Annotated in this window: 17 protein-coding genes and 1 pseudogene; 14 read left to right on the top strand and 4 right to left on the bottom strand. The window is 60.8% G+C overall.

What is annotated here, in order from left to right:
* Nucleotides 1-29 precede the first annotated feature (29 nt).
* The 3 genes from der (at nt 30) to ACXAG8_RS02910 (ending at nt 3,327) form a co-directional block, all read left to right on the top strand.
* On the top strand, nt 30-1,493 hold the full coding sequence (gene der / locus ACXAG8_RS02920; RefSeq protein WP_475221991.1) for a ribosome biogenesis GTPase Der: 1,464 nt from the start codon (nt 30-32) through the stop codon (nt 1,491-1,493).
* Nucleotides 1,494-1,680: 187 nt separating this feature from the next.
* Nucleotides 1,681-2,667, top strand: a complete 987-nt coding sequence (locus ACXAG8_RS02915; RefSeq protein WP_475221989.1) for a fatty acid desaturase — start codon at nt 1,681-1,683, stop codon at nt 2,665-2,667.
* Nucleotides 2,668-2,742: 75 nt separating this feature from the next.
* Nucleotides 2,743-3,327 (top strand): helix-hairpin-helix domain-containing protein, encoded by a 585-nt coding sequence (locus ACXAG8_RS02910; protein ID WP_475221987.1) that lies wholly within the window; start codon nt 2,743-2,745, stop codon nt 3,325-3,327.
* A 60-nt stretch (nt 3,328-3,387) separates the two neighbouring features.
* On the opposite strand, the gene serS is transcribed toward ACXAG8_RS02910, so the two are convergent.
* A complete protein-coding gene (serS, locus tag ACXAG8_RS02905) occupies nt 3,388-4,680 on the bottom strand; it encodes a serine--tRNA ligase (RefSeq protein ID WP_475221985.1) in 1,293 nt (430 codons plus the stop codon).
* An 85-nt stretch (nt 4,681-4,765) separates the two neighbouring features.
* The gene (locus ACXAG8_RS02900; protein WP_475221983.1) at nt 4,766-6,427 is read right to left on the bottom strand and encodes a mechanosensitive ion channel family protein; all 1,662 of its coding nucleotides are present in this window, start codon (nt 6,425-6,427) and stop codon (nt 4,766-4,768) included.
* Between the two features lie 201 nt (nt 6,428-6,628).
* Here ACXAG8_RS02900 and yajC point away from each other — a divergent pair, with 201 nt between their 5' ends.
* From yajC to ACXAG8_RS02850, 10 genes are all read left to right on the top strand, one after another.
* Entirely contained in the window at nt 6,629-6,916 is a 288-nt protein-coding gene (gene yajC / locus ACXAG8_RS02895; protein ID WP_475221982.1) for a preprotein translocase subunit YajC, read from the top strand.
* 33 nt (nt 6,917-6,949) lie between these two features.
* The gene (gene secD / locus ACXAG8_RS02890; RefSeq protein WP_475221981.1) at nt 6,950-8,611 is read left to right on the top strand and encodes a protein translocase subunit SecD; all 1,662 of its coding nucleotides are present in this window, start codon (nt 6,950-6,952) and stop codon (nt 8,609-8,611) included.
* A gap of 1 nt (nt 8,612) precedes the next feature.
* On the top strand, nt 8,613-9,581 hold the full coding sequence (secF, locus tag ACXAG8_RS02885) for a protein translocase subunit SecF (protein ID WP_475221979.1): 969 nt from the start codon (nt 8,613-8,615) through the stop codon (nt 9,579-9,581).
* Nucleotides 9,574-10,320 carry a TSUP family transporter gene (locus ACXAG8_RS02880; RefSeq protein ID WP_475221977.1) on the top strand — a complete coding sequence of 249 codons (747 nt, stop codon included), beginning with the start codon at nt 9,574-9,576 and terminating at the stop codon, nt 10,318-10,320. Before secF ends, ACXAG8_RS02880 begins: the two co-directional genes overlap by 8 nt.
* Nucleotides 10,321-10,329: 9 nt before the next feature.
* Nucleotides 10,330-10,683: an Mth938-like domain-containing protein gene (locus ACXAG8_RS02875; protein WP_475221976.1), complete on the top strand. Its 354-nt coding sequence runs from the start codon at nt 10,330-10,332 to the stop codon at nt 10,681-10,683.
* Between the two features lie 148 nt (nt 10,684-10,831).
* Nucleotides 10,832-11,446 (top strand): heme ABC exporter ATP-binding protein CcmA, encoded by a 615-nt coding sequence (ccmA, locus tag ACXAG8_RS02870; RefSeq protein ID WP_475221975.1) that lies wholly within the window; start codon nt 10,832-10,834, stop codon nt 11,444-11,446.
* The gene (ccmB, locus tag ACXAG8_RS02865) at nt 11,443-12,099 is read left to right on the top strand and encodes a heme exporter protein CcmB (RefSeq protein ID WP_475221974.1); all 657 of its coding nucleotides are present in this window, start codon (nt 11,443-11,445) and stop codon (nt 12,097-12,099) included. Before ccmA ends, ccmB begins: the two co-directional genes overlap by 4 nt.
* 61 nt (nt 12,100-12,160) lie before the next feature.
* The gene (locus ACXAG8_RS02860) at nt 12,161-12,934 is read left to right on the top strand and encodes a heme ABC transporter permease (RefSeq protein WP_475221972.1); all 774 of its coding nucleotides are present in this window, start codon (nt 12,161-12,163) and stop codon (nt 12,932-12,934) included.
* A complete protein-coding gene (gene ccmD, locus ACXAG8_RS02855) occupies nt 12,931-13,089 on the top strand; it encodes a heme exporter protein CcmD (protein WP_475221970.1) in 159 nt (52 codons plus the stop codon). Before ACXAG8_RS02860 ends, ccmD begins: the two co-directional genes overlap by 4 nt.
* The gene (locus tag ACXAG8_RS02850) at nt 13,082-13,621 is read left to right on the top strand and encodes a DsbE family thiol:disulfide interchange protein (RefSeq protein ID WP_475221969.1); all 540 of its coding nucleotides are present in this window, start codon (nt 13,082-13,084) and stop codon (nt 13,619-13,621) included. The genes ccmD and ACXAG8_RS02850 overlap by 8 nt, the downstream gene beginning before the upstream one ends.
* 33 nt (nt 13,622-13,654) lie before the next feature.
* Here ACXAG8_RS02850 and ACXAG8_RS02845 read toward each other — a convergent pair.
* Nucleotides 13,655-14,035, bottom strand: a pseudogene (locus ACXAG8_RS02845) (SDR family NAD(P)-dependent oxidoreductase); the annotation flags it as partial.
* A 152-nt stretch (nt 14,036-14,187) separates the two neighbouring features.
* The gene (gene acnA, locus ACXAG8_RS02840; protein ID WP_475221967.1) at nt 14,188-16,878 is read right to left on the bottom strand and encodes an aconitate hydratase AcnA; all 2,691 of its coding nucleotides are present in this window, start codon (nt 16,876-16,878) and stop codon (nt 14,188-14,190) included.
* Between the two features lie 225 nt (nt 16,879-17,103).
* Here acnA and ACXAG8_RS02835 point away from each other — a divergent pair, with 225 nt between their 5' ends.
* A complete protein-coding gene (locus ACXAG8_RS02835; RefSeq protein WP_475221965.1) occupies nt 17,104-17,805 on the top strand; it encodes a DUF1223 domain-containing protein in 702 nt (233 codons plus the stop codon).
* The last annotated feature ends 1 nt before the right edge of the window (nt 17,806 follow it).

The raw sequence follows: 17,806 nt of genomic DNA, 5'->3' as shown, positions 1-17,806 counted from the left end.
CGCATCTTGAGTCTTGAAAGTTTGGTATCATGTCGCTGACCCTCGCCATCGTGGGGCGCCCGAATGTGGGCAAATCCACACTGTTCAATCGCCTAGTGGGCAAACGTCTGGCATTGGTCGACGATCAGCCGGGCGTGACGCGTGACCTGCGCGAGGGCGAAGGGCGCCTGGGTGACCTGCGCTTTACCGTGATCGACACGGCCGGGCTTGAGGACGCAACCGATGACAGCCTGCAGGGGCGTATGCGCCGCCTGACCGAGCGTGCCGTGGACATGGCCGATGTCTGCCTGTTCATGATTGACGCGCGCGTCGGGGTGACGCCAACCGACGAAATGTTCGCCGAGATCCTGCGCAAACGCTCGAAACACGTGATCCTGGCGGCCAACAAGGCCGAGGGGAACGCGGCCGATGCTGGCGTGCTGGAGGCATACAACCTGGGCCTGGGCGAGCCGGTGCGCCTGTCCGGTGAACATGGCGAAGGCATGACGGACCTTTACGCGCAGCTTATGCCGCTGGCGGATGCAGCGGCGGAAAGGGCCGTGGACGACACCCCCGAAACGGATGTCGAGCTTGACGAGGAACATGACGGGCAGGCCCCGCTGATCACAGCGGCCAAGCCGTTGCAGGTGGCCGTTGTGGGCCGCCCGAACGCGGGCAAGTCGACGCTGATCAACAAGATCATGGGCGAGGACCGGCTGTTGACCGGCCCCGAAGCCGGGATCACCCGCGACGCAATCAGCCTGCGGCTGGACTGGGCCGACCCCGACGGGAACAGCACCCCGATGCGCATTTTCGACACGGCCGGAATGCGCAAAAAGGCCAAGGTTCAGGAAAAGCTGGAAAAGCTGTCGGTCTCGGACGGGTTGCGCGCGGTAAAATTCGCCGAGGTTGTCGTGGTGCTGCTGGATGCCGCCATTCCGTTCGAGCAACAGGACCTGCGCATCGCCGATCTGGCCGAGCGCGAAGGCCGCGCCGTGGTGGTCGCTGTCAACAAATGGGATATCGAGGAAGACAAGCAAGAAAAGCTGCGCGACCTCAAGGAGTCGTTTGAACGGCTTCTGCCGCAACTGCGCGGCGCGCCCCTGATCACGGTTTCGGCCAAGACGGGCCGGGGGCTGGAGCGTTTGCGCGCCGCCATTTTGCGCGCCCATGATGTCTGGAACCGCCGGGTGACGACGGCTGCGTTGAACCGTTGGCTGACTGCAATGCTGGAACAGCACCCGCCGCCAGCCCCGCAGGGACGCCGGATCAAGCTGCGCTATATGACCCAGGCCAAGACCCGTCCGCCGGGGTTTGTCGTCATGTGTTCGCACCCCGACAAGATGCCCGAAAGCTACTCGCGCTATCTGGTCAATGGCCTGCGCGAAGATTTCGACATGCCCGGCACGCCCATCCGCCTGACATTGCGTGGCCAGGGGGACAAGAACCCGTACAAAGGCCGGCGCAAGAAAAATGCCGGTGCATTGGCCAAACACCTCAAGGGCAGGGTATAACTGCGCCAATTTTCAGCGTTTTACAGCCGGGGGCGTGACACGCGCCCGGCATCGCGCTAGCATTTGCCTGCGCGCTGCATCAGTCGCGCGTGGGTATGTCTCGCGTGGGTGTCGCGGTCGTGTTGCACGTGATCTGCAATTTGGTCCAGACAAGGGCTGGCCGGACCATCGTTGAGGAGCGGGCTGGATGGATCTGAGAGAATACACAAGACAGTATGCGGTGCAGGACAACAGGCTGGCCGCGCTAAGCTATTTTGGAACCTTCGCGGCGTATTTCACGTCGCTGGCACTTGCGATTTCCTATGTCGATCGCTGGTACATCATGATACCGGCCGGGATCGTTTTTGCGTTTTCGGCGGTGCGCCTATACGTGCTTCAGCATGATTGCGGGCATCACTCGCTGTTTGAAACGCGCGCCCAGAACGAGTTGGCCGGTCACGGGTTGTCGCCGTTCACCTTTGCCCCGTTCGAGGTGATGAAACAGAACCACAACCTGCATCACGCAGGTATCGGCAACCTGGATCACCGGGAAACCGGTGAGATCCACACCATGACCCTCAGGGAATGGCAGACCGCCGATTGGAAGACGCGCCTGTTTTACAGGATGTATCGCAATCCTTTCGTATTGGTTCCCGCCGGTGCGCTGTTTACCTATTTCATCCGTTACCGGTGGCCAAAGAACACGGTCAGGTTCGGTGTGGGCGGGGTGTTGCTGCACAACCTGTCAATTGCCGTGTTTCTGGGCCTGTTGTACCTGATCGCCGGAACCACCGGAATTCTGGTCTGGCTCGTCTTTTCATTGCTGGGCGGGATGCTGGGCGTTTTCCTGGTCTATCTGCAACATAATTTCGAAGATACGTACTGGGATCGACGCCCCGAGCTGGACCCAAGGACCGCGGCGCTTGAAGGGTCGTCGGCGTTGGATTTCGGGTGGTGGTTCGATACTGCGGTGGCCTGCATCACCTTGCACGATATCCATCATTACAACGCGCGTATTCCGTCCTATCGGCTGCGGGCCTGTCATTATAACCTGCCGCCGGAATACACGCCGCGGCGGATCAAATTCCCCGAGGCCGTGGCCGCGTTGAACCTGAAACTGTGGGATGAAGACGCCAAGCGCCTGGTTCCCTTTCCCCCAAAACCCCGCCTGGCTGAACCGGCCCACAGTGGTTAGGCAACCGGAACGGCTTGCTTTGCTGTATATGCCAGGTATATACATTGTGCTTGAGCGATATCGAAAGGACCAGAAATGACCCCAGTTACCGACGTTCGCGGTGTAGGTGAAGCGCTTGGAAAATTGTTGGTTGCCAACGGCTTCAAGACCGCAGACGACATTGCCAAGGCGACGCCTGCCCAACTGGTCAAGGTTCCCCGTATCGGCGCAGCAACAGCAACGGCCTTGATTGCGGCAGCAAAGGAAACCGTGGCGGGCAAACCCGCAGCGCGGAAACCTGCACGGCGGTCCCCTGCGCGCAAGCCCGCGACCCGGAAACCGGCCGCCCGCAAACCCGCGACAGCGTCGACCTCTGCCCGGGCGGCTGCGGCCAAACGCAAGGCGGCCGCGGAAAAGGCGGCAGCGGTTAAGGCGGCAGCAGAAAAAGCCGCCGCAGAAAAGGCGGCCGCAGAAAAGGCAGAAGCCGAAGCCAAGGCCAAAAAGAAAGCCAAGGCAAAGGCCAAGGCCGAAAAGGCAGCGAAGAAAAAGAAAGAGATGGAGGCCGTCTTCTCGAAAGCGAAAGAGAAGGTGAAATCCAAGTCCAAGAAGGACAAAAAAGACAAGAAGTCCAAGAAAAAGGACGCCAAAAAGAAGAAGGACAAGAAAAAGGCGAAGAAGTAAGAAACTGCTTCGCCCCGGTATCCGTGAAAACCAGCGCGCCCATTGGCCGCTGGTTTTTTGTTAGCTCAGAGTGCCGTCCAATTGCAGGGTCAGCCTGCCGGCCAGGTAAGGTGACAGAACGTCCGGCAGCGTTACGGTGCCATCCGCGTTCTGGCCGTTTTCCAACACGGCGATCAGACAGCGCCCGACCGCAAGACCCGACCCGTTGAGCGTATGCACATATTCCGGTTTGCCGCCGCCTTCGGGGCGGAACCGTGCGTTCATCCGGCGCGCCTGGAACGCACCCGTGGTCGAAACCGAACTGATTTCGCGATAGGCATCCTGACCGGGCAGCCAGGCCTCGATGTCATAGGTCCGGCGGGCGCCAAAGCCCATGTCGCCAGTGCACAGAATGACGGTCCGATAGGGGATGCCCAACTGCTCCAGCAGGTCTTCTGCACAGCGCAGCATGCGTTTTTGTTCGTCATCGGAACTGTCCGGATGCGTGACCGAGACCATTTCGACCTTTTCGAACTGGTGCTGGCGCAGCATCCCCGCCGTGTCCTTGCCGGCGCTGCCCGCTTCGGAGCGGAAACAGACGGTGTGGGCTGTCATGCGGATGGGCAGGGTGGCCTCGTCCAATATGTCGCCCGCGACCGAATAGGTCAGCGTGACCTCAGAGGTCGGGATCAGCCACCAGCCATTGGTGGTCTGATAGCTGTCATCGCCGAATTTCGGCAGCTTGTCCGTGCCGTACATCGCCTCGTCACGCACCAGAACCGGGGTCTGCATTTCAGTCAGGCCGTTCTTGTCGGTATGCGTGTCCAGCATGAACTGGGCCAGCGCCCGGTGAATGCGGGCCACGCCCTTTGACAGGTTCACAAACCGGCTGCCGCTGGTCTTGGCTGCGGTTTCGAAATCCATCGCCGCCGCGACGGCGGGGATTTCGTAATGCTCCCTGGCCTCAAACCCCAGGTCTTTTGGCGTGCCCCAGCGGTTGACCTCGACATTGTCGGCCTCATCGGCACCTTCCGGCACGTCCTCGGCAGGCAGGTTGGCGATGCGCGCCAACTTGTCCGTCAAAAGCGCGTCAAGGTCTTTGGCCTCGGTCTGCATGCGGGCGATCTCGGCCTTTTTCTCGGATACCAGCGCGCGCAGGCGTTCGAATTCGGCCTCGTCGCCGCGCGCCTTGGCGGCGCCGACCTCTTTGGATGCCTTGTTCTGTTCGGCCTGCGCGGTTTCGGCGGCCAGGATCTTGGACCGGCGGCTTTCGTCCAGCCGCAACAGGTCCGACGACACCGGCGCGTCTCCGCGGCGCGCAAGGGCCGCGTCAAAGGCGTCGGGGTTTTCGCGTATGGCGCGGATGTCGTGCATGGGTCAGATCCTTGATCGGTGAATCACTGAAATCGCTTATGCACCATCTCGCGGGCAGGGTGTAGCACCGGCCGTCCGATTTGCGTCAGCTATCTGCTTCCTGCGATGCACCCTGTGCCAGCTTTCCATCCCAACCGTCGTCAGCGATCTTTGGGTCCGGCGGATCGGCGACATAGGACGGCGTCATGATCTGAACTTTGTTCTCGTTGAAGACGGCAACGATATTGCGGTGAAGATCCGACTTGATTCGCGGGATCGAGCTGCCGCGCGTGGTAAACGCATTCACCTGATAGTTGATTGCGTAATCGGCCAGGGCGGTCCACAGCACAAAGGGATCAGGTTTGGCCTTCAACCCCTTGGTGCGGCGGACGGCTTCGATCAACATGGCCTCGATCTTTGCGGGGGGTTCCTCATACCCGATGCCGACCGTCGTGTGCAGAAGAAGGCCGCTGCCATCGATCTTTTTCGAGAAATTGATGACATCGGAATTCATCAACTGCGCATTGGGGATCGAAACCAGCTCGTTCTTGATGGATTTCAGATGGGTCTCCATCAGCTTGATTTGAATGACATCGCCGACATGTTCGCCGATCTGGATACGATCCCCGATCGAGGTCGACCGACGATAGATGACGAACAACCCTGCCAGCATGTTGCTGACCACTGAATTGGCCCCAAGCGACAGCATTGCACCAACCAGAATAGTCAGCCCCTGGAACGCGGCTGAATCCGATCCGGGGATATAGGGCACGGCAAATACAAGCGCGATCAGGATGACGACCACGCGCGCGATGTTGAACGTCGGATTGACCCAGTGGCGTTCGAAATCGCCGATCTCGAACGAACCGGCCTCGACCGCGTCAAAGAACACCCGCATTCCCTTGATGATGTAAAGCGTCACCCAGGTGATCAGGCCCAGCATGATCAGGTTCGGCAAATAGCTGAGGATGCCCTTGAAAATCTGCAATACCGGCTGCGTCAGGTATGTCAGCAGAAGCTGTGCGAAATAACGGGTTTCGGCAAAGGCCAGCAGGACGAAGGACAGGTAATAGTAGATGCCCAGAAAAAAGATGACCAGCAGCACAAAGTTCAGGCCATACCGGATGAGGGCCGCAATCGCTTCGGCCTGAACACTTTTGGCGGTCGCGTTTTCAACGTCCTTCAAATAGCGTTTGACGACCAAAAGCGTCCTGCGCCTGATCCTGCGGTGCAGCCACAGTATGACCACGACGAACACAACAAAGGCCAGGGTCCAGGCCCCGGCCTCGATCGCGCTGGATACCCGCGCCTCGTCCGTTCGGTTGGCGCGGTAGGCGATGATCGATTCGCGGATTGCGTCACCCTGCATCGCGCTCAGCACCGCGATGCCCGTCTGTTCAAGCTCGGCGTCGGCCTCGGTCACCACGGAAATACGTTTGCCATCCGCCAAAATCTCGGTCCCCAGTTCCGAGTCGCGGAAGGTGATTGTCACATCGGCGTCCTGTGAGGATGTCGCGATGTCAACGATGGCGGATTGAATGCGTTCGGCCCGCTCGGGACCGGGCAGGGCGCTGGAGCCGCGCACGACAAACAGGGTTTCGCCGTCCACGATGACAGGGGCTTCGAAAACCTCAGAGGTTTGGGGCTCGTTCTCGGGCTGTTCGCCGGACAGATCCTGTGCCCCGGCCGCCAGCGCGCAGGCCATGAACAGGGCGGCCGCCAGCGCCAAAACCTGTAACGACTGGAAAGGTTTGAGAAGCCTGGTCATTCGTCCTCCTATGTGCCGACTATAGCCAAGTCAGCCGATGTGCATAGGCCATAACTGGTACGGGATCGGTCAATCGCATGGGTGGCGATGACATCGGTCCGACAAGGGCTGCTGGCTCTGCTTGCAAACGGTCAGTCCAAAGCATAGGTTCCCGGCAATTCTGCGGTGCACCTCCGCAAGACCAAAGCAAAGGAATATCCCATGGAAGGTGGCGCAATCGCCCAGTTTCTCCCGCTCATCCTGATTTTCGCGATCATGTACTTCCTGCTGATCCGTCCGCAGCAGAAAAAGATGAAGGAACATCAGGCCATGGTCGAGGCCGTACGCCGGGGCGATCAGATCGTGACCCAGGGCGGCGTGATCGGCAAAGTGTCCAAAGTCAAGGAAGGCGACAGCGAGGTCGAAGTCGAGATTGCCGAAGGTGTGAAGGTTCGCGTGGTCAAGTCGACCATTGCACAGGTTCTGAGCAAAACCGAACCCGCGAAATAACTTCGCCGTATAACCTTCGGAAAAGGCAGGGTAATGCTGCAAATTGATACCTGGAAGCGGGTTCTGATCTGGTCGGTCTGTGTGATCGGCCTGCTGATGGCCCTGCCGAATGTGTTTTATACGCGCGTCGAGCAGTCCAAGGACGCCAAGGCCGCGATCGAACTGGGCAATGACACGCCCGAGATGCAGGCACAGGCCGGTGAATGGCCGACCTGGTTGCCGTCTTCGCTGGTCAACCTCGGCCTTGATCTGAGGGGCGGGGCGCACCTGCTGGCCGAGGTTCAGGTCGGTGATGTCTATGAATCCCGGATGGAGGCCATGTGGCCCGAAATCCGCGATGTCTTGCGCGATGAACGCGCGACCGTGGGGACGATCCGCAAACAGGATTCGGCCCCCGACGAGATTCGCATCCGCATCAGCCAGCCCGAGGGGATGCCCCGCGCGCTGGAGGTTGTGCGCGGCCTGGCCCGCCAGGTGCAAACCCTGACCGGCGTCGGCGCCACGGATATCGAAGCGCGCGCAGACGGGGACACGATCATCGTACAGCTGTCCGAGGCCGAAAAACTGGCCTCTGACGACCGTACCGTGCGCCAGTCGCTTGAGATCGTGCGGCGCCGGATCGACGAGGTCGGCACGCGCGAACCCACGATTCAGCGTCAGGGCGCAGACCGCATCCTGATCCAGGTGCCGGGGATCGGCAGCGCGGGTGAGTTGAAGGACATCATCGGGACAACCGCCCAGCTGACCTTTAACCCGGTCGTGTCGCGGGGTACCGACCCGGATGCAGTGCCAGGCATCGGTGAAAAGCTCGTGCCGTCGATTGATGAAAACGGCGTGTTCTACACGATAGAATCCGCCCCGGTCGTGACCGGCGAAGAACTTGTCGATGCGCAACCTTCGTTTGACCAGAACGGCCGACCGGCCGTGAGTTTCCGGTTCAACACCTCGGGTGCCCGGAAATTCGGCGATTACACGCGCGACAATATCGGCGCCCCTTTTGCAATCGTTCTGGATGACGAGGTGATCTCGGCCCCGGTGATCCAAAGCCACATCCCGGGCGGGTCCGGCATCATCACCGGCAATTTCACCGTCGAAGACAGCACCAACCTTGCGGTGCTGTTGCGCGCCGGGGCGCTGCCGGCGGGGCTGGAGTTTCTCGAAGAACGCACCATCGGTCCCGAACTGGGACAAGACAGCATCGACGCGGGCAAGGTGGCCACCATCGTGGCTTTTGTCGCGGTGCTGACGTTCATGGCGCTCAGCTATGGTCTGTTTGGGATCTTTGCCAATATCGCGCTGCTGATCAACGTGGGGCTGATTTTCGGCTTGCTGTCCCTGATCGGGGCCACGCTGACCCTGCCGGGTATCGCCGGGATCGTGCTGACGGTCGGTATGGCGGTGGACGCCAACGTGCTGATTTTCGAACGCATCCGCGAAGAGCTCAAATCCGCCAAAGGCCCGGCACGGGCAATCGAACTGGGCTATGAGCGGGCGCTTTCGGCAATTCTGGACGCGAACGTGACCACCTTCATTACCGCCGTGATCCTGTTTGCCATGGGCAGCGGGCCGGTGCGCGGCTTTGCCATCACATTGGGCCTGGGTATCCTGACCTCGGTCTTCACGGCGATTTTCGTGACGCGCCTGATGATCGTCATGTGGTTCGAACGCCGCCGACCGAAAACGATCGAGGTTTGACATGAGACTGAAACTCGTACCCCAAAGCACCTCGTTCGATTTCTTCAGCCGCTGGAAAATCTGGCTGGGCATCTCAGCCCTGATGATGGTTGTCGCGTTCACCTCTTTCATGCTGCAAGGCCTGAATTTCGGCATCGACTTCCGGGGCGGCACCACGATCCGAACCCAAAGCGAACAGCCGATCGACGTCGGCGTCTATCGCGATGCGATTGCGCCGCTGGACCTGGGCGATGTGACGATCACCGAAATCTTCGACCCGACCTTCGGGCCGGACGAAAACGTCGCCATGATCCGCATCCAGGCCCAGGCCGATGCCGAGGCGGTCTCGGCCGCCACCGTCGCCGCGGTCGAGGGCGCCCTGCAAGGCGCTGTCCCCGACATCCAGTTCGTATCGGTCGAATCCGTCGGGCCGAAAGTCTCGGGCGAGTTGATCCAGACCGCCGTCATCGCCGTGGCCTTGGCCATCGGCGCGGTCCTTGTCTATATCTGGTTGCGGTTCGAATGGCAGTTCGCACTGGGGGCGGTCGCGGCGCTGGTGCATGACGTGATCCTGACCATCGGGATATTCTCGGAACTGCAGATCCGCTTTGACCTGGCCATCATCGCCGCCTTGCTGACTATTGTCGGCTACTCGCTGAACGACACCGTGGTCGTGTTCGACCGGGTGCGGGAAAACCTGCGGAAATACAAGAAAAAGGACCTGAAAGAGGTCCTGAATGTCTCGATCAACGAGACCCTCAGCCGGACGGTGATGACATCTGTTACAACCCTGCTGGCGTTGATTTCCCTTTATGTTCTGGGCGGCGACGTTATCCGGGGGTTCGTCTTTGCGATGATCTGGGGCGTGATCGTGGGAACCTATTCCTCGGTCTTCGTTGCCTCGACCATCCTGCTGTGGCTGGGCGTCAAGCGCGACTGGTCGAAACCGTCGAACACGTCCGGCAACCAGTTTGCCAATATCGATGCCTGAACTCTTTGGCCAGTCCCCTGCGGGGCTGGCCATCATCGCGCTGGCAGCCTTGCTTGGCGGGGTCGTGCGCGGTTTTTCCGGTTTTGGCACCGCACTTATCTTCCTTCCGATCGCAACCCGTTTCCTGGGACCATTCGGCGCGCTGATCGCACTGACCTGCATGGATGTCCTTGGGCCGCTGCCGACGCTGCGCCGCGCCTGGGCCCATGCCGACCGGGCAGACCTGGCGCGATTGCTGATCGGCTGCGCCGCGGTGTTGCCGCTTGGCCTGCTGCTGCTGACACGGGTCGATCCGGATGTCTTTCGTTATACCGTCAGCCTGGTCGCCTTGCTGATGCTTGGAGTGCTCGTGTTCGGCCTGCGCTATCGCGGGCGGGTCGGGCGGGTGCTGGTGACGGCAATCGGCGCCGCTGCCGGGTTTCTGGGCGGCGTGGCGGGCATACCCGGACCGGCCGTCATCCTGTTCTACATGTCCCGACCGTTGCCGGTTGAAACCATACGGGCGACAATCCTGCTCTTTCTGTTCGGGTTCGACTTCGTCCTCTTTGGATACCTCACCGGGATGGGCCAGGTGACGCTGTCCGCGGCCCTGCTGGGCCTTGCACTCGGATTGCCGTGCCTCGCGGGAAACTGGCTGGGCGCCTGGCTGTTCAACCCCGACCACGAGCGGGTTTACCGCATGGTTGCCTACCTTGCCATTGCCGTGGCGGCCTTGTCGGGCCTGCCGCTTTGGGGATAAAAGACCACCATGCGCCTCAATGAAATCACTTATACCAACGCCAAGCCCGTCGATGGTTACGGTCCCGGCTTTTTCCGCATCGGTGGACAGGTTTATCAGGGGGCGGTCCTGACCGGCCCGATGAACACCGCCCCATGGGGCGGGTACGACGATCACGCGGCGCTGCTTGGGCTGTCCGACCATGTCGACGTGCTCTTCATCGGAACCGGCGCCGAGCTTGCCCATATCCCGCCGGACCTGCACGCGGCATTGGACGAGGCGGGCATCGGGGTCGAAATCATGAATTCCCCGGCCGCCTGCCGCACATATAACGTGCTTCTCTCCGAAGGCCGCCGGGTTGCACTGGCCCTTTTGCCGGTCTGACCGGATCCAAACTTCATCTGGCTGAAAATATCCCGGGGAGCGCGAGGGGCTGGCCCCTCGCACCCCGCAACCGCCGTAACGGACATGCCCCCCACCCTGCGGCAAATCCCGCCTTTTGCCCCTGACGACAATAAGATAAGCGGGGCGCATGACATTGACCGTAACCGATCTGGCAATAGCCCGCGCGGGCATACCCGTGCTCGAAGGCGTGACCTTTACGCTCGAACCGGGGCGGGCGCTGATTCTGCGCGGCCCCAACGGGATCGGAAAAACGACATTGTTGCGGACCCTGGCCGGGTTGCAGCCGCCCCTGTCCGGAACGATCCAAGGCGCCGAGGATCAGGTCGCCTATGCCGCCCATTCGGACGGGTTGAAGCCGACACTGACGGTTACCGAGAACCTGGTGTTCTGGGCGTCGGTCTTCGGCATCGCCGATATCGAACCGGCGCTGGATGCGTTCGACCTCAAGGGGTTGTCCGACCGCCATGCGGGCAATCTTTCGGCGGGGCAGAAACGACGCCTGGGATTGGCACGGATGCTGGTCACCGGACGCCCGATCTGGATGCTGGACGAACCGACCGTGTCGCTTGACCACAACGCGGTCGACATGTTCGCCTCGGCCGTGCGGCGGCATCTGGAAACCGGCGGCTCTGCGCTTATCGCAACCCATATCGACCTGGGGCTAGAGGGCAAAGTTCTGGACGTCGGGCCGAACAAGGCCAAGCCCAAACCCATCGACGATTTCGACGGAGGGTTCCTGTGATCGCCCTGTTGCTGCGTGACCTGAAACTGTCCTTCCGCGCCGGTGGAGGGTTCGGCCTGGGGTTGGCTTTCTTCCTGATCGTGACCGTGCTGGTCCCATTCTCGGTCGGGCCGCAATCGGCGCTCTTGTCGACGATTGCACCCGGTGTCCTGTGGCTGGGCGCGCTGCTGGCCTGTTTGCTGTCGCTGGACCGGCTGCTGGCGCTGGATTGGGAAGACGGGTCACTGGACCTGCTGGCCACCGCGCCGCTGCCATTGGAATCGGTGGTGACGATCAAGGCGCTGGCCCATTGGATCACGACGGGCTTGCCGCTGGTATTTGTGGCGCCTGTTCTGGGGGTTCTGCTGAACCTGCCGGTGCCCGGCTTTTCCTGGCTGGTGATCTCGTTGCTGATCGGGACACCGGCGCTCAGCGTTATCGGCACTTTTGGCGCGGCTTTGACGGTCGGCCTCAAGCGGGGCGGGCTGCTTCTGTCGCTGCTGGTCCTTCCGCTTTATGTCCCGACCCTGATATTCGGGGCCGAGGTTGCGCGGCGCGGGGCAACCGGAATGGAGACCTCTGCGCCGGTGCTGATGCTTGCGGGCATCACGGCCGCCTCTGTTGCCCTGTTGCCCTTTGCAAGCGCGGCGGTATTGCGGATCAATCTGCGGTGAATGATCGGGATCTTGACAGAGGTCAATTGAGAACTGCCCCCAGTTGGACTAGATAGAGCCCATGTCGATAGCAGCCAAAGCCAACGCCCTGTGGGAATATGCCAACCCGCGCAAGTTTCTTGAAACCAGCGAGCGGGTGCTTCCGTTTTTCTGGATTACTTCGGGCTTTTGCATTGTCGTGGGCCTGGTCTGGGGGTTCTTCTTTACGCCTGACGATTACAAGCAGGGATCGACGGTCAAGATCATCTACCTGCATGTACCTGCCGCGCTGATGGCCATCAATTGCTGGCTGATGATGCTTGCGACCTCGCTGGTCTGGCTGGTGCGCCGTCACCATGTCAGCGCGCTGGCTGCGCGCGCGGCGGCGCCGATCGGCATCGTCATGACCCTGATCGCGCTTGCGACCGGCGCCATCTGGGGGCAGCCCATGTGGGGCACCTGGTGGGCGTGGGATCCACGCCTGACATCGTTCCTGATCCTGTTCCTGTTCTATCTGGGCTACGTCGCGCTGTGGGAGGCCATCGAGGACCCGGACACAGCGGCTGATCTGACCGCTGTCCTGTGCCTGGTTGGGTCGGTCTTTGCGCTTCTCAGCCGGTACGCGGTGAACTTCTGGAACCAGGGTTTGCATCAGGGGGCCTCGGTCATGCGGGCGGGGGCAATTACTGGCACGGATACCGAGGAAAAGGTCAGCAATATCTATTTCTATCCGCTGCTGCTGTGCATCATCGGGTTTGTTCTGCTGTTTGTCGCGCTTGTGCTGTACCGCACCGGAACCGAAATTCGGGCGCGGCGGATCAAGGCGCTGCTTGCGCGGGAAAGGGCAAGGGGATGATACCCGATCTAGGAAAATACGCGGATACGGTCCTGTCATCCTATGTGGCATCGATCGTGCTGCTTGTGGCGTTGATCGTTTTCAGCATTCTGCGCGGGCGCAAAATTCGCGCCCAGATGGACAGCATCGAACAAAGGACTGCGCGCGATGGCTAAGATATCGCCTCTGATGGTCGCGCCCCCGCTGATTTTTGGCGCCTTTGCGTTGTTGGCAGGTGTCGGAATGTTCCGCGACGACCCCAACGCGCTTCCGTCTGCGCGCGAGGGGCAGTCGGCACCGCCGGTTGTCCTGACCGAGTTTCCCGGCAAACAGGGTTTTGACGATGCCAGCCTGCGTGACGGCGAGGTCAAGCTGGTCAACTTTTGGGCCAGCTGGTGCGCGCCCTGCCGGGCCGAGCACCCAAACCTTGAGGCGCTGTCGCAAGAAGGCATTCCCGTCTACGGCATCAACTACAAGGACAAGCTTGGCAATGCCCAGGCTTTCTTGACGGAACTGGGCGATCCATACCATGCCATCGGTCGGGATGAACAAGGCCGCATGGGGCTGGACTGGGGCGTCTATGGGGTGCCCGAAACCTATGTCATTGACGGCGAAGGCACCATCATCCTGCGTTTTGCCGGCCCAATCACGCAGCGCGTGATCGAAAGCACGATCCGCCCGGCGCTGGAACAGGCCGCCGCCGATTAGGCCCGCGCTCGTCGCGTGGACCGGTCCGGTGCTTCATAACCTGTAGCCACCGGTGACGCCCAGAACCTCGCCCGTGATGAATCCCGCAGCGTCCGATGCCAGGAACCGCACAACGCTGGCGATATCAGACGGCGTACCGGCCCGGCCAAGGGCCGTATCCTTGACAAACAGGTCCGTCAGCGCGTCCGACCTGGGCGCTTCCGGGATGTTGATGGCACCCGGTGCAACAGCGTTTACCCGAATGCCGTCCGGCCCGAGTTCCTTGGCCATGGCGCGAGTCCACAGGTTCAGGGCCGCTTTGCTGGCCCCATAGGTGACTGCATCACGCGGCGGCAACTCGGCGTTCATCGAGGAAATGCTGACGATCGCAGCCGAGATCTTCGACAATGGCGCGCCCGATGCCGCGTGCCCCTCCGGCTATCAATGCAACTTTGTCCATCTGCGCTTCCTGGCGGCAGGAAATCCTGATCTGCGCAGGATGGCAACGGGATGTGGATCACGTGTCGCCGAAAAAGTAAGGGCGCCCCCGGCGGGGGGCGCCTTCGGACGCGGGCAGGCCGCGTTGTTCAGGCGGGCTTTGCCAAGTTTCGCAACACATATTGCAACACGCCGCCGTTTTCGATGTATTCAATCTCGGGCGCGGTATCGATCCGGCATTTCAGCGTAATCGTCTTTTCCGTCCCGTCGCCATAAACGATGGTACAGGGAACCTCTTGCAGGGGTTCAACCGTGTCCAGCCCGTGGATTGAAACGGTTTCGTCCCCCTTCAGGCCCAACGACTTGCGCGTGTCACCGCCGGTGAACTCAAGCGGGATCACCCCCATGCCAACCAGGTTCGAGCGGTGGATGCGTTCAAAGCTTTCGGCAATGACCGCCTTTACGCCCAACAATGCGGTGCCCTTGGCCGCCCAGTCACGTGATGAGCCTGCGCCATATTGCTCGCCCCCAAAGACGACCAGCGGGGTGCCCTGTTCCTGATAGGCCATCGACGCCTCGAACACCGAGGTCTGCTGGCCATCGGGACCCTTGGTATAGCCGCCTTCGACACCATCCAGCATCTCGTTCTTGACGCGGATATTGGCGAATGTGCCGCGCATCATGACTTCGTGGTTGCCGCGGCGCGAGCCGTAGGAATTGAATTCACGGGGCTGCACCTGGCGTTCCATCAGGTATTTGCCGGCCGGTGTCGCCGTCGCAAAAGAACCGGCGGGCGAGATGTGGTCGGTCGTGATCATGTCACCCAGGATCAACAGAACCTTGGCGCCATCAATATTGCTGATTGTGCCTGGCTCGGGGCTCATGCCCTGAAAATAGGGCGGGTTCTGGATATAGGTCGAGGTCGGCGGCCAGTCATAGGTTTCCTGTTGCGGAACCTCGACCGCCTGCCACTTTTCATCGCCCTTGAACACATCGGCATATTTGGTCTGAAACGCCTCGCGGGTCACGGTTTTCTGGACCAGTTCGGCAATCTCATGCTGACTTGGCCAGATGTCCTTCATAAAGACGTCGTTGCCGTCCTTGTCCTGGCCGATAGGCTCGGACGTCAGGTCGATATCCAGCGTACCGGCCAGCGCGTAAACAACGACCAGTGGCGGCGACGCCAGGTAGTTGGCCCGCACATCGGGCGAGATGCGCCCTTCAAAGTTCCGGTTGCCCGACAGGACAGACGTGGCGACCAAATCGCCCTCGGCAATGGCTTCCGAAATCTCTTGCTGAATCGGGCCCGAGTTGCCGATGCAGGTGGTGCAGCCATATCCCACGAGGTTAAAGCCGATCTTGTCCAGATCATCCTGCAGGCCCGCGGCCTCAAGATAAGCGGACACGACCTGTGAGCCTGGCGCCAGCGATGTCTTGACCCAGGGTTTGCGATCCAGGCCAAGGGCCGCCGCCTTGCGCGCCACAAGCCCGGCGCCGATCATCACATATGGGTTCGACGTGTTGGTGCAAGAGGTGATCGAGGCGATCACGACCTTGCCCGATTCCATGGAATAGTCTTCACCTTTGACCGCGACTTCCTTGCCCATCGGACGTTTGAAAGTCTCTTTCATCTCTTGCGAAAAGGCCGCCTTGGCCTCGGTCAGCGCCACATAATCCTGCGGCCGTTTCGGCCCCGAAATCGCCGGAACGATCGAGCCCATGTCCAGGCTCAGCGTGTCGGTGTAGATCGGTGCGTAATCCGCGTCGCGCCACAATCCGTTTTCCTTGGCATAGGCCTCGACCAGCGCAATGCGGTCTTCGTCGCGGCCGGTATTGCGCATATAGCGCAGGGTCTCGCCGTCGATCGGGAAAAACCCGCAGGTCGCGCCGTATTCGGGGGCCATGTTGGCGATGGTCGCGCGGTCGGCCAGCGGCAGACGGTCCAGGCCTTCGCCGAAGAATTCGACGAATTTTCCAACGACGCCCTTTTCGCGCAGCATTTCCACGACCTTGAGAACAAGGTCGGTGCCGGTGGTCCCTTCGACCATCGAGCCCGTCAGCTCAAAGCCAATAACTTCGGGGATCAGCATTGAAATCGGCTGACCCAGCATTGCGGCTTCGGCCTCGATCCCGCCAACGCCCCAGCCCAGAACAGCCATGCCATTGACCATGGTGGTGTGGCTGTCAGTTCCGACCAAGGTGTCGGGATAGGCGACCTCGTCCCCGTTCTGGTCTGTGTCCGTCCAGACGGTCTGCGCCAGGTATTCCAGGTTCACCTGGTGGCAGATACCGGTTCCGGGGGGTACAACGCGGAAATTGTTGAACGCGTTCTGACCCCATTTCAGGAACTGATAGCGTTCCATGTTGCGTTCATATTCGCGGTCCACGTTCATCTGGAACGCGCGCGGGTTGCCGAATTCGTCGATCATGACCGAATGGTCGATGACCAGGTCAACAGGGTTCAGCGGGTTGATCTTTTGGGCGTCGCCGCCCAAGCCCTTGATCCCGTCGCGCATCGCGGCAAGGTCGACCACGGCGGGAACGCCGGTGAAATCCTGCATCAGAACGCGGGCAGGGCGATAGGCGATCTCGCGCGGGTTCTGACCGCCCTTGGCCCCCCATTCGGCAAAGGCCCTGATATCGTCGGTGGAAACCGAGAACCCGTCATCCTCGAACCGCAGCATGTTTTCCAGCACCACTTTCAGCGCGGCAGGCAGCCTGGAGAAATCGCCCAGGCCGGCCTCTTGCGCGGCGGGGATCGAATAATAGGAAATGGATTTGCCATTCACGCTCAGGCTGCGGCGGGAATTGGCGGTGTCCTGTCCAACTTTGATGGGCATCTTGTGGCCTCCCTCTCACGTCATTTGGATTTTGGGATTCGCTGAAACTATCTGCATCACACAGTTACGAACGGTTCAAGACAATTGGCCGAACGCATATCGTATGTATACCATAGTATACAAATTACAATACGCCCTGCAAAATTGTCTCAAGAAACCTTGATTGGCGGGTGAGGCGATATGGTTGTAAACCCGAAACACAGCCTTGAGATACCGAGATTGAATATGTTCCGAACGACGACTGCCAGCCTGATTGTCTCATCCGTATTGGGATTTGCGGCCATGGCCGATGGTGCCCCCGTGGTGGTCGAACTGTTTACCTCGCAGGGGTGTTCATCCTGCCCGCCTGCCGACCGCATCATGCATGACCTTGCCCGGCGCGACGATGTCATCGGGCTGGCGCTGCATGTGGATTACTGGGACTATATCGGCTGGGCAGATGAATTCGCAGACCCTTGGCACACCGAACGGCAACGATCTTACGCGCGCGAGGGCGGGCGCACGATGATCTACACGCCGCAGATGGTTGTGAACGGTCAAGAGGACGTGGTGGGCGCACATGCGCGCGAACTGGACCACCTGATTGCGCGGCACCAAGCCGAGGCTCCGCTTGCTCTGGTCGAAATCAGCCGGGAGGGCCGGGAAATCAGCATTTCGGTGACGCCCAAAGGTGAACCGGTTGCCGGGACTTTTGATATCCGTGTCGTGCAATACACGCCGATGCGCCACGCGTCGATCCGGCGCGGAGAATTGGCCGGGCACGAATTGGACTATGCCAATGTCGTCGAGGGCTGGCAGGTCGCGGGCCAATGGGATGGCGCGGCAGCGCGGATCTATGGTGCAACGCTGCCGTCTGATTTGCCGGCGGTCGTGCTGGTGCAAAGAACGGGGCACGGGCCGATCATCGCGGCCGCCAAAGCGGACTGAC

It is taken from the genome of Ruegeria sp. ABD4_443, from assembly GCF_056160865.1.
This window is presented reverse-complemented; position numbering and strand designations above follow the sequence as displayed.

Bases quoted from the DNA above. Each gene is read 5' to 3' on its own strand.
- ACXAG8_RS02910 (WP_475221987.1), top strand. From the start codon at position 2,743: ATGACCCCAGTTACCGACGTTCGCGGTGTAGGTGAAGCGCTTGGAAAA.
- ACXAG8_RS02875 (WP_475221976.1), top strand. From the start codon at position 10,330: ATGCGCCTCAATGAAATCACTTATACCAACGCCAAGCCCGTCGATGGT.
- ACXAG8_RS02860 (WP_475221972.1), top strand. From the start codon at position 12,161: ATGTCGATAGCAGCCAAAGCCAACGCCCTGTGGGAATATGCCAACCCG.
- yajC (WP_475221982.1), top strand. From the start codon at position 6,629: ATGGAAGGTGGCGCAATCGCCCAGTTTCTCCCGCTCATCCTGATTTTC.
- serS (WP_475221985.1), bottom strand. From the start codon at position 4,680: ATGCACGACATCCGCGCCATACGCGAAAACCCCGACGCCTTTGACGCG.
- ccmA (WP_475221975.1), top strand. From the start codon at position 10,832: ATGACATTGACCGTAACCGATCTGGCAATAGCCCGCGCGGGCATACCC.
- ACXAG8_RS02880 (WP_475221977.1), top strand. From the start codon at position 9,574: ATGCCTGAACTCTTTGGCCAGTCCCCTGCGGGGCTGGCCATCATCGCG.
- der (WP_475221991.1), top strand. From the start codon at position 30: ATGTCGCTGACCCTCGCCATCGTGGGGCGCCCGAATGTGGGCAAATCC.
- secD (WP_475221981.1), top strand. From the start codon at position 6,950: ATGCTGCAAATTGATACCTGGAAGCGGGTTCTGATCTGGTCGGTCTGT.
- ACXAG8_RS02900 (WP_475221983.1), bottom strand. From the start codon at position 6,427: ATGACCAGGCTTCTCAAACCTTTCCAGTCGTTACAGGTTTTGGCGCTG.
- ACXAG8_RS02835 (WP_475221965.1), top strand. From the start codon at position 17,104: ATGTTCCGAACGACGACTGCCAGCCTGATTGTCTCATCCGTATTGGGA.
- acnA (WP_475221967.1), bottom strand. From the start codon at position 16,878: ATGCCCATCAAAGTTGGACAGGACACCGCCAATTCCCGCCGCAGCCTG.
- secF (WP_475221979.1), top strand. From the start codon at position 8,613: ATGAGACTGAAACTCGTACCCCAAAGCACCTCGTTCGATTTCTTCAGC.
- ACXAG8_RS02850 (WP_475221969.1), top strand. From the start codon at position 13,082: ATGGCTAAGATATCGCCTCTGATGGTCGCGCCCCCGCTGATTTTTGGC.
- ACXAG8_RS02915 (WP_475221989.1), top strand. From the start codon at position 1,681: ATGGATCTGAGAGAATACACAAGACAGTATGCGGTGCAGGACAACAGG.
- ccmD (WP_475221970.1), top strand. From the start codon at position 12,931: ATGATACCCGATCTAGGAAAATACGCGGATACGGTCCTGTCATCCTAT.